At 44.2% G+C, this 16949-nt stretch carries 19 protein-coding genes and 4 tRNA genes; 3 read left to right on the top strand and 20 right to left on the bottom strand.

The window, feature by feature from the left end:
- Positions 1-177 precede the first annotated feature (177 nt).
- The 18 genes from rlmH to MST20_RS07525 form a co-directional block, all read right to left on the bottom strand.
- The gene (gene rlmH / locus MST20_RS07610; RefSeq protein WP_003177946.1) at positions 178-657 is read right to left on the bottom strand and encodes a 23S rRNA (pseudouridine(1915)-N(3))-methyltransferase RlmH; all 480 of its coding nucleotides are present in this window, start codon (positions 655-657) and stop codon (positions 178-180) included.
- A gap of 80 nt (positions 658-737) precedes the next feature.
- Entirely contained in the window at positions 738-896 is a 159-nt protein-coding gene (locus tag MST20_RS07605) for a CxxH/CxxC protein (RefSeq protein ID WP_003177948.1), read from the bottom strand.
- 198 nt (positions 897-1094) lie between these two features.
- Positions 1095-1577, bottom strand: coding sequence for a DUF4234 domain-containing protein (locus tag MST20_RS07600; protein ID WP_243941254.1), 483 nt, complete (start codon positions 1575-1577; stop codon positions 1095-1097).
- A 429-nt stretch (positions 1578-2006) separates the two neighbouring features.
- Complete coding sequence (locus MST20_RS07595; RefSeq protein ID WP_243942512.1) at positions 2007-2462, bottom strand: GNAT family N-acetyltransferase; 456 nt, start codon at positions 2460-2462, stop codon at positions 2007-2009.
- A gap of 86 nt (positions 2463-2548) precedes the next feature.
- Complete coding sequence (locus tag MST20_RS07590) at positions 2549-3019, bottom strand: hypothetical protein (RefSeq protein WP_075751786.1); 471 nt, start codon at positions 3017-3019, stop codon at positions 2549-2551.
- 251 nt (positions 3020-3270) lie between these two features.
- Positions 3271-4122 carry an SAM hydrolase/SAM-dependent halogenase family protein gene (locus tag MST20_RS07585; RefSeq protein ID WP_243941252.1) on the bottom strand — a complete coding sequence of 284 codons (852 nt, stop codon included), beginning with the start codon at positions 4120-4122 and terminating at the stop codon, positions 3271-3273.
- 288 nt (positions 4123-4410) lie between these two features.
- Complete coding sequence (locus tag MST20_RS07580) at positions 4411-5622, bottom strand: S1C family serine protease (protein ID WP_347880857.1); 1212 nt, start codon at positions 5620-5622, stop codon at positions 4411-4413.
- A gap of 82 nt (positions 5623-5704) precedes the next feature.
- Positions 5705-6499, bottom strand: coding sequence for an MBL fold metallo-hydrolase (locus MST20_RS07575; protein WP_243941250.1), 795 nt, complete (start codon positions 6497-6499; stop codon positions 5705-5707).
- Between the two features lie 14 nt (positions 6500-6513).
- A complete protein-coding gene (locus MST20_RS07570; RefSeq protein WP_035338116.1) occupies positions 6514-7362 on the bottom strand; it encodes a two-component system regulatory protein YycI in 849 nt (282 codons plus the stop codon).
- Positions 7349-8713, bottom strand: a complete 1365-nt coding sequence (locus MST20_RS07565) for a YycH family regulatory protein (RefSeq protein WP_243941248.1) — start codon at positions 8711-8713, stop codon at positions 7349-7351. Before MST20_RS07565 ends, MST20_RS07570 begins: the two co-directional genes overlap by 14 nt.
- On the bottom strand, positions 8703-10547 hold the full coding sequence (gene walK, locus MST20_RS07560; RefSeq protein WP_020453619.1) for a cell wall metabolism sensor histidine kinase WalK: 1845 nt from the start codon (positions 10545-10547) through the stop codon (positions 8703-8705). Before walK ends, MST20_RS07565 begins: the two co-directional genes overlap by 11 nt.
- A gap of 7 nt (positions 10548-10554) precedes the next feature.
- Entirely contained in the window at positions 10555-11262 is a 708-nt protein-coding gene (gene walR, locus MST20_RS07555) for a cell wall metabolism DNA-binding response regulator WalR (protein WP_152850118.1), read from the bottom strand.
- Positions 11263-11677: 415 nt separating this feature from the next.
- Positions 11678-11750 (bottom strand) — tRNA-Phe (locus MST20_RS07550).
- A gap of 21 nt (positions 11751-11771) precedes the next feature.
- Positions 11772-11848, bottom strand: a tRNA-Asp gene (locus MST20_RS07545).
- Between the two features lie 88 nt (positions 11849-11936).
- Positions 11937-12008 (bottom strand) — tRNA-Glu (locus tag MST20_RS07540).
- A 7-nt stretch (positions 12009-12015) separates the two neighbouring features.
- Positions 12016-12091: transfer RNA gene (locus MST20_RS07535), tRNA-Lys, on the bottom strand.
- 225 nt (positions 12092-12316) lie between these two features.
- Positions 12317-12730, bottom strand: coding sequence for an NUDIX hydrolase (locus MST20_RS07530; protein WP_243941246.1), 414 nt, complete (start codon positions 12728-12730; stop codon positions 12317-12319).
- A gap of 62 nt (positions 12731-12792) precedes the next feature.
- Entirely contained in the window at positions 12793-14085 is a 1293-nt protein-coding gene (locus tag MST20_RS07525; RefSeq protein ID WP_020453621.1) for an adenylosuccinate synthase, read from the bottom strand.
- A 266-nt stretch (positions 14086-14351) separates the two neighbouring features.
- Here MST20_RS07525 and MST20_RS07520 point away from each other — a divergent pair, with 266 nt between their 5' ends.
- Entirely contained in the window at positions 14352-14618 is a 267-nt protein-coding gene (locus MST20_RS07520) for a holin (protein ID WP_003177977.1), read from the top strand.
- A gap of 17 nt (positions 14619-14635) precedes the next feature.
- On the opposite strand, the gene dnaB is transcribed toward MST20_RS07520, so the two are convergent.
- Positions 14636-16000: a replicative DNA helicase gene (dnaB, locus tag MST20_RS07515; RefSeq protein ID WP_020453623.1), complete on the bottom strand. Its 1365-nt coding sequence runs from the start codon at positions 15998-16000 to the stop codon at positions 14636-14638.
- Positions 16001-16199: 199 nt separating this feature from the next.
- On the opposite strand from dnaB, the gene MST20_RS07510 reads away from it, so the two are divergent.
- Complete coding sequence (locus MST20_RS07510; protein WP_481747910.1) at positions 16200-16382, top strand: DUF2188 domain-containing protein; 183 nt, start codon at positions 16200-16202, stop codon at positions 16380-16382.
- A gap of 35 nt (positions 16383-16417) precedes the next feature.
- Here the strand turns inward: MST20_RS07510 and MST20_RS07505 are convergent, their stop codons facing one another.
- Positions 16418-16645, bottom strand: coding sequence for a hypothetical protein (locus MST20_RS07505; protein WP_377924097.1), 228 nt, complete (start codon positions 16643-16645; stop codon positions 16418-16420).
- Between the two features lie 133 nt (positions 16646-16778).
- Here MST20_RS07505 and MST20_RS07500 point away from each other — a divergent pair, with 133 nt between their 5' ends.
- Complete coding sequence (locus MST20_RS07500; RefSeq protein WP_020453626.1) at positions 16779-16931, top strand: YycC family protein; 153 nt, start codon at positions 16779-16781, stop codon at positions 16929-16931.
- The last annotated feature ends 18 nt before the right edge of the window (positions 16932-16949 follow it).

The following is a 16949-nucleotide window of genomic DNA, read 5'->3' as shown; positions in this document are numbered from 1 at the left end:
ATTATTTAAACAAATTGATAAGTTCCTATATAGATAAAATATAGTTAGAGTTCGACTCTTCAGAAGTAAATATTCACAAACGTTTACACTCATCCACATGAAATGGGTATGAAAAACTTGTTTATAGTAACCGCCTCCTACAATAAAATTTTACCTTAATCTTTAACTTTTTTGCCTCTATTTATGATAAGGCTCCCCCCGGTTAATCCGAAACGCCCGATAAACCTGCTCGAGCAAAATCAGCCGCATCAGCTGGTGCGGGAACGTCATCCGTGAAAACGACAGCTTCTCATCTGCGCGCTTCAGGACGGCGTCGCTCAAGCCGAGTGAGCCGCCGATGACGAAGGTTACCTTGCTCTTTCCATATGTGGCGAGTCTATCCATATTATCGGCTAATTCTTCTGAGCTTTTCATTTTTCCTTCGATTGCCAAGGCGATGACGTGGGCGTCGGGGCTGATTTTTGAGAGAATTCGTTCGCCTTCTTTGTCTTTGACGATTTTCATGTCCTGGTCGCTTAGGTTTTCCGGGGCTTTTTCGTCCGGAAGTTCGATGATGTCGACTTTTGCGTATGCCGAAAGCCGTTTTATGTATTCGTCGATTCCTTGTTTTAAATATTTTTCTTTTAGTTTTCCGATTGCTACGATTGATATATTCACAGGTCATCCCCACTTTAAGAACAAGTTATTCAGATGCATTATCCACAATTGTGGATAATGGTTGTGTATTTAGTGTCCGATCATTCGTTCCCCACTATATATACTGCAGGCTTATCGCACAATTCACAGGTTGTGGATAAACTGTGTGTATGTTCGATTTTTCTGATTTCAGGGGCCAATTCTTCTTCATCCACATACATGTCAATGACGGTTTCAATATGCTCTTCGCAAGACTTCATAAAAGTCCCTCCAATATCTGTATCATTGGGCTCTTTTATAAAAAAGCTCCTTATTCAATATACCCTATTTATGCACATGTTAGTAGGTTTTAGCATGACTTCATAAGGTTATCCACAAGCTTTTATATTCCTCTGGATAACTCTGTTCTCTCTAAATAAAAAACACCAGCTAACCCCGCTGATGCTTTAATCTTGTTTTTATACTACTTCTCTTTTCTCCTGAACAATTAAAGAATGCTGATTCGTGACATGCTGCAAATATGAAACGTTAAGAATGAAAGTCAAAAACCCGTTAACCGGCTTTTTAGACAACCCCATAAACGCTTTTCTAACCTTAAATGCGCTAACTAAATTTATCGTCCAAAAAAGGAGAAATGAGAGCTGCGGGAGAAAGCTGTGTCCGGGGCGCAGCGGGAGAAGCAAAATGCTGTTGCTGTATGGCAGTAGGTCTTCACTTTGAAATGTGATTGAATAAAAAGTCCAAAAAGGCTCCAAAATTGAAAAGACGCTTAACAGCAGTGTCACTTTAATGGCGACATACGGAAGCTTAATTTGGCATCGTTCTAAATTCTTTCTTCTTGAAAGAAACCAATACGGGATGTATATGCCGGACGTTATGATTGTTAATAACACCGCATATATGGCTTTTATTTTCGGAAATTTTTCTAATTCCTTACTCATGCTGAAACACTCTTCTTTCCTTAAAACTGTTCTTCCAGGTCTTTTTATCCTTGTCATCTATACTTTTCCACTTTCCATATCAAAATGTACTATATTGAATGCAATAAATCAAAATCCATTGCAGTGTCAAATTGGGATTTCCTTAGGTATATAGATTCTTTTTTTTGACCGAAATAAAAAAACTGTATCCTTTTGCCTGATCCTTATTTCGTATTCACCTGCAGAAATTCGACAATCAATAGGACATTATTCGTCATATTTTTACCTTTGTAATATGCAATCTGTCATTGCGTAACATAAAGGGGTTCAATCGGATCATTTTGTCTTTTTTTCGTTATGTTCCGCGTCTCTCAACTAGGAATAATGACATACTGTGTTTCATGTGGAACATTGGCCATGAAAAAAGATCAAAGCTTCACAGCTTTGATCTTACAGCCTCTTGCTCATATGCAAATCCGTCGTCTCGAAATTCATTTTTTCATAAAGCCGCTTCGCCTTTTTATTATGGGCGAATACATGCAAGGACAGCTTTTTGACTCCTAATTGCTTTGCCTCTTCTTCTAAGACGGCTAAAGCCTGCTGGCCGATTCCCTGCCCGCGGTACGCTTCATAAAGCCCGAAATCGTAAATAAACGCTTCCTTTTGAGGATGGTGCGGGTCAGCGTAGATCCAAAGCCAGCCTGCGGCATCCCCGCTGTCGTCCATAATTGACCATAGATGATGGTTGACCGTTTCAATGCCGTTTGGCAAAAGGGCTGCAAACTGCTCTTCTGCTTTCTCCATCGCTTCCGCCACTGTCCATGTGCCCGCTTTTACTTTCTCCATGGCGTAATGCTGGATGGAATAGGTCTGGTAAGTCTTAAAGCCTTCTTCTGTCATTGGCATTAGACGGATTGCCGGTTTTTTTCTCGGTTTGTTTAAGTCAATTTTAATTTTTGATTTCACCAATGCTTCACTTCCTTGTTTATTGATCATGATGCTTTGCTCAGCCATTCGCTTTTCGGCTCGGAAAGTTTATTGATTCTGTGCTGAATGTAAATGACATTCAAAAGGAACGCAAAAATGGATCCATTCGCAGGTTCTTTTCCTGAGAGCTTGTTTAATGAAGCGGTCACCACCAGCGCGCAGTAAATCAAAACACCTGCGGACAGAATCAAAATCACGCGGTCGAGCAGCATATAAAGGCTGTAATGCATGTCAGGAAAAGCGATTTTTGCTGATATTCTAATTGGAATCGAAAATAAATGATAAAATATGATAGCTTTTAACGTGGTGTAGGGAATATCATGATAAGGCAGCAAATCGAAGCTTTTTTTCCTGGATAGAAACCAGTATGGTATGTAAACCCCCAGTGTGATCAGACATAGCACAAAAACGGACAAGATACTTCTGCTCTTTACATTAGACAGCGTTTTCAACGCAGTCTGCACATTGTCGTTCATATCATTCCTCCGGACACTCGTTTTCCAAACAAATGAATTGAATGAATTTTTTCATAGCAGCGGCACACCCCCTCAATATATTCTTTTCTCTTGTTTTAGACAATATGACTTAGGTACCAGTATGACAAATGTACTATTTTTTAAAGAGGATTGCCGCCTTCTCGATTAGCTGAAAAATGTGTGACAACCGTTTTTATGTCATAAGAATGAAACAAAAAACAAAGAGCCTGATGGAATTCAGGCTCTTTTGTTTAACGCTGTATACTTTTTTGAAGAGAAATCTGCCAGTTGATGCCGGTGCCAATATGGTGTGTTTTGGCAAACGATCCTTGATTGAGGGCAATACCCAAGCGGTCTAATGAATTGATATAAACAACCGGCTTGCCGACCGGCATATCGGCAAACGACCGTCCAAATGCTATCGTTTGCTGATAGACTTTGGTGTCCTCGTGTTTGATGACGACTTCTACAGGATCTCCGTATTGAACATCAAGTGACTTGAAAAGTTTACGGCTGATATTTGTCCAAAGGTTTCCAAACCGGATATCTAAAATGTCGATCGTTCCGGTTATCCCATCATTTTCGATATAAGCTTCCATGACCGGAAGTTTGACAATGGAATCTTTTGAAACTTCCGGACCAATCCGGTCGAAGCTGACAATCCCGGCTGCCAGTCTTGCACCGGTGTAAGCGTAAATATCACGGCCATGGAATGTATGTGATTCGCCTGATCTCGGAAGCCTGTTTTGCGCTTCATCAAGATAGCGCGCTTCGGCAATCCCATTTTTCCGGCTGATATGGGTGAGTGTTCCGTTGTCCGGTGTGATGATATATTGATTGGAAGAGGTTCTGACTGCGACGCTGCGGCGTTCCGAGCCGACCCCTGGATCGACGACCGACACGAAGACAGTGCCTGCAGGCCAATAAGAAACGGACTGCAGCAACCGATAGGAAGCCACCCAAATGTGAAAAACAGGAATGTTGTGCGTCAAATCAAAAATCCGGAGTGAACGGTCAACCGAATAAGCCACGCCGTACATCGCATTTACCGCCCCGTCATCAAGGCCAAAATCAGATTGTAATACAAGTGCATGCTGACTCATCCTTATCTCCCTTTCCGCCCTGATTTTTCAAACTCCGCGGCCATTGTCAAAATGTTTCAATCATCATATCGTACGCGAAATTGCAACGCAATATGATACTTTGTCCATTTTTAAGAAACTGCCATTTTTATTGAAGCAAAAACTTGGAATTCACATCCAAAAATCCAGTTATTCACCCGGAAAGTCTTATTTCCCTCTCTAACTATCCCATTTTTTCCTTTTGACGATCATTCCCCAGACTTGGCATAATAAAAAAACAGCCCGGCCGTACCGGCCAGACTGTCTTGATCAGCTTCCCAATTTGGATCGGGACAGCTTTACTTCTGTTGTTTTTTCTTTTCCGCCCCGCAGGTATTTGATTTTCACCTTATCGCCGACGTTTTTGGTGTAAAGCTTTTTACGCAGATCAACGATATCGTAAACGCGGTCACCGTTGAATTCGACGATGACATCAAGCTCTTTCAAACCGGCTCTGCCTGCAGGAGACACCGGCTGAACGCCCATCACAACGACGCCTGATGTTACGTCTTTCGGCAGTTTAAGCGTTTCCTGCCAGTGGTAGCTTGCGATATCGCCAAGTGATTTCATCTCAATTCCGAAATACGGCCGTCTTACTTCTCCGTACGTTTCCAAATCTTCGATAACCGGAATGGCAAGGTTGGCCGGAATGCTCAGGCCGATTCCTTCGACGGCTGACTCAGCGATTTTCATCGAATTAATACCGATGACTTTTCCATCAATATTAAACAGCCCGCCTCCGCTGTTGCCCGGGTTAATGGCAGCATCCGTCTGCAATACTTCGGCATTCCAGTCCGGCTGCCCGTCTCCGTTTGAATCGACCGGAACAGCGCGTTCGGTTCCTGAGATGATTCCTTGTGTAACAGATCCTGAAAACTGCAGGCCGAGCGGGTTTCCAATCGCGATGACAGGCTCGCCTGTTTTCACTTTATCAGAATTTCCGAATTCAGCAGCCGCTTTTATTTTATTGCTGCTGACTTGCAGGACGGCCAGATCCATCAGTTTATCACTGCCGATCAGTTTTGCCGGAATCCGCGTTCCGTCATTCAGGCTGACTTCGATTTGGGATGCCCCTTCAATGACATGGTGGTTGGTCACAATGTGGGACGTGTTGCCGTTCTTTTTATAAATAACGCCCGAGCCTGTTCCCGCTTCGCTGTCTCCATCCCATACACCGGTTTTTTGGATGTTGATAACGCCGACAACAGAATCAGAAACCTTAGAGACCACTTGTGTGACTTCATTGTTCACGTTGACGGATACATTGCGGACCGCACCGCCCTGTTGAGCTCCTTGACCTCCGCGCGCTTCAATGACTTGCAGATTGTACGGCAGCCATCCCTGCTGCGAGAGGTACGGCAAGGCAAACACTGTTAAAAGAGCGCCGATAACGGCGCCGACCAGGCTTGAAAACAAAAAGCTTCTCCAATTTCTCACCGGCTTTTCCCGAACGAACTTTTCCTCATCATGATTAAACTCCACTATATTCAAATCCTTTCAAGGAACGATATATGTATATAGTGTGGATCATCTACCCGCAGATTAATCATTCAATCAGTAAAATTTACACCGCTACAAGAGGTGTCGGTTTCTTAGGATCGGTATCATATAAGTCAAACGTTTCTCCCGCCGCAAATCCTTTGGCAGCCAACGTTTGCTGGACGGACATTCTTGCCAGCTCTTTCATGTTGTTGTCCTGGCTTAAATGAGCCAAATAAATTCTCGATGTCTCATCACCGATTACATCGGTCATTGCGAGTGCCGCGTCCTCATTGGAAACGTGTCCGACATCGCTTAAAATCCGGCGCTTGATATTCCACGGATAGCGGCCCATTTGCAGCATGCCGACATCATGATTGCTTTCAAAAACAAAAGCGTTTGCCGAGCGGATAATGCCTTTCATTCTGTCGCTGACATAGCCCGTATCCGTAATCAAAGCGAGCTTTCGGCCATTATAATGAAAAACGTAAAACATCGGCTCTGCGGCGTCGTGGGATACGCCAAACGATTCGACATCGAGGGAGCCGAACGATTTGACGGTTTCTATTGGAAATACGAATTTTTGGCCGTTATCCATTTTGCCGATATGCCCTTCCATCGCCTTCCACGTTTTTTCATTGGCGTAAACGGGCAGCTCATATTTTCTTGCCAGCACACCAAGTCCTTTAATATGATCACTGTGCTCATGCGTAACAAAAATGCCGTCAAGCTGATCAAGCTTTCGATCAATTTGCGCCATCAGCCCTTCCATCGCCTTCCCGCTAAGTCCTGCGTCAACTAAAAAAGCGTGATCATCGGTTTCCAAATATAAAGCATTACCCGTACTCCCGCTCGCAAGTACGCTAAATTGCAGGCTCATGGTTTCTCACTCCATTATGATTTTTCCTTTTTCTCTTGTGATTGAAGAAGCGCTCCATCCCTCGCATCCACGATAAATTCTTCGTGAATGGTTTTATCGTCCGTTTTGCGCTCCACTTCGATCCGCCAAACGGGCACGAAAATTTGCGCGCTTGCCAGCGGATACTGCGTGAAATAGCCAAGCTCGGCTGATTTAATTTTGCTGTACTTCTTCAAATAATCCGGATAGTACAAAGCTTCAACCGCGCCGACTGCAGAGACCAGATTTTCCGTTTTGACTTCTTTTATATCCTGCAGCATCGACTGCTTATACGAAACAACTTCGTTTTTATTATTCAGGTACAGAACAACCTCGCCCATCTCGTTGTTATCATCGTTTTGCCGATCCTGAAAAATGTAATTTCCATTATAGGTTTGGAAGAAAACGATCTGTTTTCCGGACTTATCGACTTTCCAAAGCTTGTACTTGTTGCCGTCGATTATCTCTTCGTTGACGATTTCCCTTGCTTTTGTCTTCATATCCGTTTTCGGAAGTGCAATGGGTGTTTCAAATTCCATTTCTATTTCCGTCAAAGCGTTATTTTTTGCAGTATTCATTAACGCCTTCGGCTTTTGCCCTTTTAACGATTTAATCTCGCTCTGCTTAAAGACTCGCTTTTGTGCAGAGATTGAGGAGCCTTTTGACGTCTCTTTAGACAAGTTGCCGTATGAAATATGGTCTGCTTTCATATCTTCCTGCAGCGTTGATTTTTCTAAAATCGGAAACTGATTGTTGCTGCGCTTATCAAAGTATTGAAAGGCCAAAAAGATATCAAGGATGAGGAAGACGATAATGAAGATTGTTTTTGTTCTATTCCACTCCATTCTCAATGCCCTCCTTCACCGCTGAATCCTTCTTTGATACCGGCTTTATCGTACCGTTTATTTTAATGCACCATGTCGGTACAAGTTTTACAAGAGGGTCTTGTTCCTCTGATACTGAGACCATTTCATAGGCAGGAAAAATTTGCTCAATCTTATCAAAGTCATACTCTTCATTGTCTTGCAGGAACTGAATCAATTCTTCTCCGCTCATGATTTCTTTATCCTTTTTGCTGACCGGATTAGCGTTTGCGCCCAAGACATATGTTGGGTGTTTATAATCCAATATGTCGTTGTTTGCCCAGCGAAGTTCAATCGATGTCGTTCCGAAAGGCTGGTTTTGGCTGTTAACCACCGGAAGCTGATCCATAAACAGATTAAAGTTGATCTGCTGATTTTCATTCAAGCCGAAAAATTGATAATCATCCGTCCAGCTTCCCGTGTCATTTAAATATTTAAAGCTTTTATTGATCAGCTCTCCATTTTGATACGCAGAACTCGGTTCCAAGTTGCGGTGCTGGAACTTAATCTGTCTGTTGTTCGAGTAGACCTCCAATAGGCTTGTTCCATCCGTATATACCGGTCGGTTTAAGTTGGTTTCCTGCCGGACGGTTTGCGGATCATCAAATAAAGCTTTTTTAAAACGCGTCGGGCTGATCGTTTCTGTAAAATACTCTTTTTCAGACAGCTTCAGCCTATTAACCGGAAGCAAAACATCTCTGCGCGAATTGATTGCAAAATCCTCATAAAGAGGCATCTGCGATTTTTCTTTTTCAATGTCTGCAAGGATGTTGCGGTAATTAGCAGATTCAATCACCGCTTCAACAACCGTCTCTTTGCTGAAGGATACAAAGTAGATTTTTTTCATGCCCCGTCCTTCATTGAAAGGAAGAACGATTCTGTCAAAAGAGTTGTATTCATAAGAATTGGCGGACCATTTGAAAAGCGGCTGCAGCACATCGATTGGAATATTGTCGCTAAAGACGAGATCCAGTTTGGATTCTTTATTTTTAGCGTACAGCCAGTTTTTGAACTGCTGCCTGTCAAATTTGTCTGAGATATCCTTTAACGATTTGACTTCCCATCGGCTCATGTCATCCCAGAGCTGAAAATAGAGCGTCGTATCATTCAGCAAATAATGCTGTCCATTCTCATGAATGAACATTTGCTGCGGTTTGACGGCTTCATTTAACAATTTTGTCTGATTTGTAATCGGCTGTTTGTCGCTGACCTGAGCCTGTGAATCTTCCACTTTTTCGTAATTCCCCTGAAATCCCCAAATATTAAAAGTAAAAAGAAGACTGATCAAAACCAAAAGGGACAGTATTATCGTTTTAATTGTTTCACGCTTCATCCCAATCATCCTCTTGTTCTTCTTTATACGGCAGGGTAAATGTGATCGTTGTTCCTTTTCCTTCGATACTGTCGGCCCAGATGTCGCCGCCATGGGCTTGTACCATTTCTTTTGCGATCGCAAGACCGAGCCCCGTACCGCCGAGTCTTCTTGTTCTGGCTTTATCTACTCGATAGAAACGCTCGAAGATCTTTTCCATGTCTTTTCTCGGAATGCCGACACCTTCGTCTTTGACACTGATATAAAGAAGCTCTTCTTCTTCATTTACATCAACAGAGAACGTGATGTGGCCTCCTTCAGGGGAATATTTCAATGCGTTTGAAATGATATTATCCAGCACTTGCGTAATCTTGTCCGGGTCGATTTCAACATACAACTCTCTATCCGGCAGATTGCTGATAAATTCAACATGCTGCTCTTTCGTCATTTCAAAGCGCTCAATAATCAATGAGAAGAAACGGATAAAATGAATCCATTCTTTATTGAATTGATAATCCTTGCTGTCAAACTTCGAAAGCTGCAGCAAGTCGTTGACAAGCCTGATCATACGCTCTGTTTCATTCTGTGTCACATTCAAGAAGCGCGGCGCAATGTTTGGATCCTGCCACGCGCCTTCCGCAAGCGCTTCTAAATAACTGCGCATCGTTGTGAGCGGCGTTCTGAGTTCGTGGGAGACATTTGCCACAAACTCTCTCCGTTCTTGATCGATCTGCTCTTGTTCTGTGACATCGTAAATAACCGCAATCAACCCGTCAATTTTTCCATGTTCTTTTTGGATGACCGAGAAATTGACGCGAAGCACAGACGTCCGTTCTTCCTGTTCAATTTCAAGAAGGAGCGAATCCTGCTGTTCAACCAAATCTTCGAACGTGTATTCGTCTTCAAGGCCGAGCAGTGAGGTAATCGGCATTTCGAGAGCCGTTTCACGTGAAACATTTAAAAGCTCCAGTGCCGGCGTATTAAGCAAAATAATCGCGCCATTTCGGTTTGTCGCGATAACCCCGTCTGTCATATAGGCAATAACAGAAGATAGTTTTTTTCGTTCGCCTTCTGTCATGGACTGAGCTTCTTTCAACTCTCTCGTTAAATAATTAAACGTTGTGGCCAGCTGGCCGATTTCATCGTTTCCGTACTTCCTGACTTTTCTTGAGAAATTTCCTTTCGCCAGTTCAATGGCCTGCTTTCTCATATCTGACAGCGGATGTGTAATCGTTCGCGCGACAAAAATCCCGAGGAATGCAGTGATTCCAAGCGCAATAAAAGTTCCAGACGCTAAAATGGTGTTGATCGTCCGGATTTGGTTGTAGACATTATCCATCGATGCCACGACATAAATGGCCCCGATCGTCTCTTGATTCGATTTTTTAATCGGCGTGACTGAAATCCGTACTTTGCTGTCCCGCTCCGGGTCGAAAAATTTATTTTCGTACGGAATACCGACAAGCAGTGTCCTTTTAATAATGCCCTCTGTTGTCTTTTTCCCCGCCACCTCACGGTTATAAGGATTGGAGGTCGCGATGACTTCATAGCTTTTATCAATCAGACTGACTTCGAGAATTTCGCCTTCCTTGCTGAAATCATTTAGAATCCTCTCTGCGTCTTCTTTCAAAGTAGTCGAGGAAGACGTGCTTCTATCCTTCGTCATTTCCTGTTCCAGATAATACGAGAGGTTGTTCACCCGCTGGTCAAGAGAGTCATTATACGATTTAAGAAGTGACTTCTCCATCTCATTGACAAAGTAGACGCCGATAATCTGCATGGCAACGATAATCAGCAGAACGTATATTAAGGTAAACTTAAAATGAATCGAGCGGAAAAAACTGACTTTATTCATTTCGGTATTAGTCCTGTTCCGGATTTCTCAAATAGTAGCCGACACCGCGCCTTGTGACGATCCAGCTTGGGTGACTCGGATTATCCTCGATTTTTTCACGAAGGCGTCTGACCGTAACGTCAACTGTCCGGACATCTCCAAAGTAGTCGTATCCCCACACGGTTTGCAGCAGATGCTCACGCGTCATGACCTGTCCGATATGTTTGGCAAGGTAATGCAGCAGTTCGAATTCCCGATGCGTCAGTTCAATTGTCTCGTCGCGTTTTGAAACGACATAGGCATCCGGAAAAATGACGAGCGATCCGATTTGAATTTCGTTTGAAGACGATTCTTCTTCGGCAGGAGCCGCTGTGTTCTGTCTTCTCAGGTTCGCTTTGACACGCGCCAGCAGTTCGCGGGTGCTGAACGGCTTTGTCACATAGTCGTCAGCGCCCAGTTCAAGGCCGATGACTTTATCGATTTCCGAATCCTTTGCTGTCAGCATAATGATGGGCATATCATATTTTTTGCGGACTTCACGGCACACTTCCACACCATCTTTGTTCGGAAGCATGATGTCGAGCAGAATCATATCAGGGTTGAGATCCTCAACCATCTGAATCGCTTCATTGCCGTCGTATGCGCAATGGACTTCATAGCCCTCTTTTTTCAGATTAAACTCTAAAATATCAGCAATCGGCTTTTCATCATCTACAACTAGTATCTTTTTTTCCATTATTCGTTCCTCCTGGTTCAGAGTTTGGATACAATACAGCCAGCGGATGGCTGCCTAAGTTTTATATCAAGTACACTGCATGTCGTCATTAAAAAACACTTTCTAGAAAATAGATTTCTTATACATTATAACGTTTATGAAGCAAAAGTTAAAAAAATAGTTCAAAGGAAAACGTTTGGAAATTAAATCCACCTGCAATTTTTCCACTTTTATCACAACAATTAAATTTTTGTGACTTTTTTTACTGAAAAATGAAACATCTTCCCCTTCAAGACCGTCTATATAGTAACGTCTTCTTCTTCGGCCGGGTTACCGGCCTCCCTTTTTTTCTCCTTTTTATTCCTTCAGCATTTTATTTCCTTGATTTCAGCTAAAAGAAAACGCATCTGCTTAAAAACAGACGCGCTTTTTAGAGTGGCTCGGGACGGAATCGAACCGCCGACACACGGATTTTCAGTCCGTTGCTCTACCAACTGAGCTACCGAGCCGGGTATGTAACTTTTTTAAAATGGCGGTCCGGACGGGACTCGAACCCGCGACCTCCTGCGTGACAGGCAGGCATTCTAACCAACTGAACTACCGGACCTTGCATGTTTACAGTACCTGCTTCGGAGAAGAATCGTGGTCTCCTCCGGAGCAAGCGGGGATTTAGCAATTACGCTAAAGTAAATCAATGACCCGTACGGGATTCGAACCCGTGTTACCGCCGTGAAAGGGCGGTGTCTTAACCGCTTGACCAACGGGCCAGGGAAATGGTGAGCCATGAAGGACTCGAACCTTCGACCCTCTGATTAAAAGTCAGATGCTCTACCAACTGAGCTAATGGCTCAAGATTAAATGACACCCTTAGTTTCAATCTAAAATAACGACGTCCACATCTCAGGAAGTTTTTTCGGGATGTCTCTCGAGTGTACGCTGAAGCGAATTCTCCGAAGCGTATTCGGACGTGCTCTACCAACTGAGCTAATGGCTCGTTTCGTTGTTTTCGCAACAACGAGATTTATATTATCATAGAACGAACAGAAGTGGCAATATATTTTTTTATTTTTTTCTATTATTTTTTCCCTTCGTGATGATACTCCGCCCCTTCGCGGTTCAGCCAGTGCATGATTCCATTCGGATGAAATACAGACAGCAGCCGGTCAGCTTCATGAAGCGACATCCACTTGGCTTCAACAATGTTCTCGTCAAACGTGATGACATCCGGACGATCGGTGATCCGGGCTCTAAAGACGATGAAATATACATGCTCGCCGCCGATTATCGCTTCATTTACAGCTAATATATCAAGAGGCTGAATCCCGTAGCCTGTTTCTTCCTTCATTTCTCTCGCCGCGGCTTCTGTCAGCGATTCTCCAGCTTCCACCTTGCCGCCCGGCAGCGTCCACGATTGATTTTTCTTGTTTTTCACCATCAGGATGTTTCCGTTCTCTTCCGCGAATGAATATACAACATCGACACGTTCCACCCGTTTGCCCTCCTTGTCATGAAAAACAAAGCCCCTGCGAACTGCAGAGGCTCTTCTGGAATTTAGTTCGGACGATAAACGCTTCTCACCACATTTGTTTGAGAGCGGTCAGGACCGACTGAGAAAATAGAAAGCGGAATGCCTGTCAGCTGAGAAACTCGCTCTAAATAATGGCGGGCATTTTCAGGCAGATCGCTCAAGCTTTTCGCTCCTGTGATATCTTCTGTCCAACCCGGCATTTCTTCATAGACAGGCTCACATTCAGCGAGCGCTTTTAAGCTTGCCGGGAACTCTTCGAGGATCTCGCCGCGGTATTTGTAAGCGACACAGATTTTCAACGTTTCAATACCGGTCAATACGTCAATTGAATTTAATGAAAGGTCGGTTATTCCACTGACGCGGCGGGCATGGCGGACAACCACGCTGTCAAACCAGCCGACGCGGCGCGGGCGCCCTGTAGTTGTTCCGTATTCGCGGCCGACCTCACGGATCTGGTCTCCGATCTCATTGTTCAGCTCTGTCGGGAACGGCCCGTCTCCGACACGCGTTGTGTAAGCTTTCGATACACCAACGACATGCTGGATTTTTGTCGGTCCCACACCTGAGCCGATCGTCACGCCGCCGGCGACAGGGTTTGAAGACGTAACAAACGGATATGTCCCTTGGTCGATATCAAGCATAACCCCTTGCGCCCCTTCGAATAAAACGCGGCGGCCGTCATCAAGCGCGTCGTTTAAGACGACGGATGTGTCGCAGACATATTGTTTGATCTGCTGGCCGTACTCATAGTATTCGTCTAAAATGTCTTCTATTTTAAACCCTTCCGCATCGTACATTTTTTCCAGCAGACGGTTTTTTTCTTCCAAATTGCGGGCGAGCTTTTCTTCAAAGACCTCCCTGTCCAACAGATCGGCGATGCGGATTCCGACGCGAGCGGCTTTGTCCATATAAGCCGGGCCGATTCCTTTTTTCGTCGTGCCGATTTTATTGGCCCCTTTCCGCTCTTCTTCGACCGCATCAAGCTTTAAATGATACGGCAGAATGACATGGGCCCTGTTGGAGATTCTCAAGTTGTCCGTGCTGACGTTCCGCTCATGAAGATAAGCCAGCTCCGTCACCAATGCTTTCGGATCAACAACCATTCCGTTGCCGATCACACACGTTTTATCCTTATAAAAAATACCGGATGGAATCAAATGCAGTTTGTACGTTACCCCGTTGAATTTAATCGTATGTCCTGCGTTATTTCCGCCTTGGTACCGTGCGATTACCTCTGCGTTTTCGGAAAGGAAATCGGTGATTTTGCCTTTTCCTTCGTCACCCCACTGCGTACCTACAACAACTACTGAAGACATATCCGTGCACCTCCGTTAACCTTTTCAAACGATATCAATATCAAACACATTCAGTTTATCAGTGTCATCCCCTAAAGTCAATTGGAAATCCGAACATTAATTTTAAAACAGAACATTTTCGTTCGTTATTATAAAGCGAATTTCATATATTTTCTTTTTAATAGACAGTCTGTAAGTTAAATCTTAAAAAAAACGTTTTTTCTTGGACAAAGATACATAAAAAACCGGCAACGCAAATATTCAATAAAGTAAGGAGGGAGATGCCGATGGAGACAGTATTAATTTTTGCATCCGTTTTATCGCCGATCATTTTGGCGCTGGTCGAATTGGTGAAGAAGACGGTCAAGGTGCCGAAAAACTTGATTCCGCTCGTTTCACTCTTGATAGGTTTGCTGATCGGAGCCGCAGCATATCCTTTTACAGACCTTGAACTCGTGCTCCGTTTATGGTCCGGAGGACTGGCCGGGTTAACAGCAACGGGGTTATTTGAAATCGGTAAAAACCGCAATGCAAGAAAAAAGAAAAATCCCTGAGAGCATGTCTCAGGGATTTAAGCACCGGGCGCAACACCTGCGTCATCAAACCGGCGTTCCAGGTTGACGAACTTATTATATTCTTTTACAAAAGCGAGTGAGACGGTCCCGACCGGGCCGTTCCTTTGTTTTGCAATAATGATTTCAATGATGTTTTTATTCTCAGATTCTTTGTCATAGTAATCATCGCGATACAGGAACGCAACGATATCGGCGTCCTGCTCGATACTTCCCGATTCCCGGATGTCCGACATCATCGGACGCTTGTCCTGGCGCTGCTCGACGCCCCGGGAAAGCTGTGAAAGGGCGATGACCGGAACTTCAAGCTCCCTCGCCAGCGCTTTCAGCGCACGGGATATTTCCGACACTTCCTGCTGACGGTTGTCACTGGATCTGCCGCTTCCTTGGATGAGCTGCAGGTAGTCGATCAAAATCATGCCGAGGCCGTTCTCCTGCTTTAACCGTCTGCACTTGGAACGGATTTCGCTGACGCGGATCCCCGGTGTATCATCGATGAAAATTCCGCTGTTTGATAAGCTTCCCATCGCCATTGTCAGCTTGCCCCAATCCTCTTCCGTCAGGTTTCCGGTCCGGAGATTCTGAGCATTGATGTTGCCTTCCGCACAGAGCATCCGCATGACCAGCTGTTCGGCGCCCATCTCAAGGCTGAAGATCGCGACGCTTTCATCGGTTTTAGTCGCCACGTTTTGGGCGATGTTTAAGGCAAAAGCGGTTTTACCGACTGACGGACGGGCAGCTACGATGATCAAATCGTTTCTTTGAAAGCCCGCCGTCATTCGGTCAAGCTCGGTAAAACCTGTCGGGATCCCGGTGATGTCTCCTTTTCTGTTGTGGAGCTGTTCAATATTATCGTAAGTTTGAACGAGCACATCTTTAATATTTTGAAAGGCCCCGGAGTTTTTGCGCTGGGCTACTTCCATAATCGTTTTTTCTGCTTCGCTTAAGAGGTCTTCGACTTCATCTTCCCTTGTATATCCGTCCTGGGCAATCGTCGTTGCCGTACGGATCAAGCGGCGGAGAATCGATTTTTCTTCCACGATTTTTGCATAATACTCTATATTAGCCGCAGTCGGCACAGAATTTGCAATATCCGTCAAATAAGAAATACCGCCAACCTCTTCCAAAAGGTCCGTGTTCGCAAGCTCTGATGTCACCGTCACCAGGTCTACAGGCTCGCCGCGGTCTCCAAGAACAAGCATGGCGTTATATATTTTTTGGTGCGACATTCTGTAAAAATCATCTGGAATCAAGACTTCTGACGCCAATGTTAAAGCTGATGGTTCTAAAAAAACAGCACCTAACACGGCCTGTTCGGCTTCGATATTTTGCGGCGGCAGCCTGTCATTCAGAAGATCTGTCATGTTAAGCACCGTCCTCCCATTTAAAAATAATCCAACGTCTATTTTACCATTTTTACAGAAAAAAAGTAGACTCGCTTTTTGTAGAAATATTTTCATAGAAAGGGAGAACGGCAGTGAGGATGTTTGCTCCCCTGATCTATCCGGGAAAACAAATCAGTAAACATGTTTGGGGAGGTTGTTTTTCATAAAGGTCTATACGGTGACACCGAATGCCGAGACGGAAGGATGGTTTTTGAAACTGGAAGATACGGCGCCTGTTGAGCTTTATGACACAAGGACAGAGGCCGTGGAAAAAGGAGAAAAGATGGCGAAAGAGAATCGTCCTGCGAAGCTTGTCATCTATGACCGGCAGGACAACAAAGAAGACGAACGGTCTTATTAAACACCTCGGCCGAGGTGTTTTTTTAGATCCTACTATTAATCCAGCCTGCTGTTCCAATTGTTTTTCAAAAGCATGCTGACCATCAAATCGGTCGCAAGTTGATACAAATCCCATTCTTCATATGCCGCAAATTTCATCCGCAGCGTTTGCAGCACATTGCGCATATCTTTGTACTCTTCAAATGTGTAAAGCCCTTTCGCTCTGATCTGCTGTTCATACAATTTCTTTTTCAGCGCAGATAATGTCGAATTCAAGGCGATCACCTCCTCTTTATTTATATCGCTTTTTTCTTTTTCTTCCAACTCACTTGTCATATGATGTTACAATATATATCGGAGTCAATATTCACTGTTGCGTACTCTGTACGCTGGGGTACAATATAAAATGGAGGACTTTATGAAACCTTTACAAATATCTGCCGAAACGGCGCAAAAACTTTCGGAAAGCTTAAATCTTCCTCTTGAACAAATCATGCATATGCCGCAGCATATCCTGCTTGCGAAAATTGCCGAAATTCAGAAGCAAGATCAAAAAAGTAACCTTGGATGATGTTCCGGGTTTCTTTTT

Origin of the sequence: Bacillus sp. B19-2 (assembly GCF_022832475.1) — a bacterium.
Taxonomy (GTDB): Bacteria; Bacillota; Bacilli; order Bacillales; family Bacillaceae; genus Bacillus; species Bacillus paralicheniformis.
The sequence above is the reverse complement of the archived record's forward strand: the minus strand, read 5'-3'. Positions and strand labels throughout refer to the sequence as shown.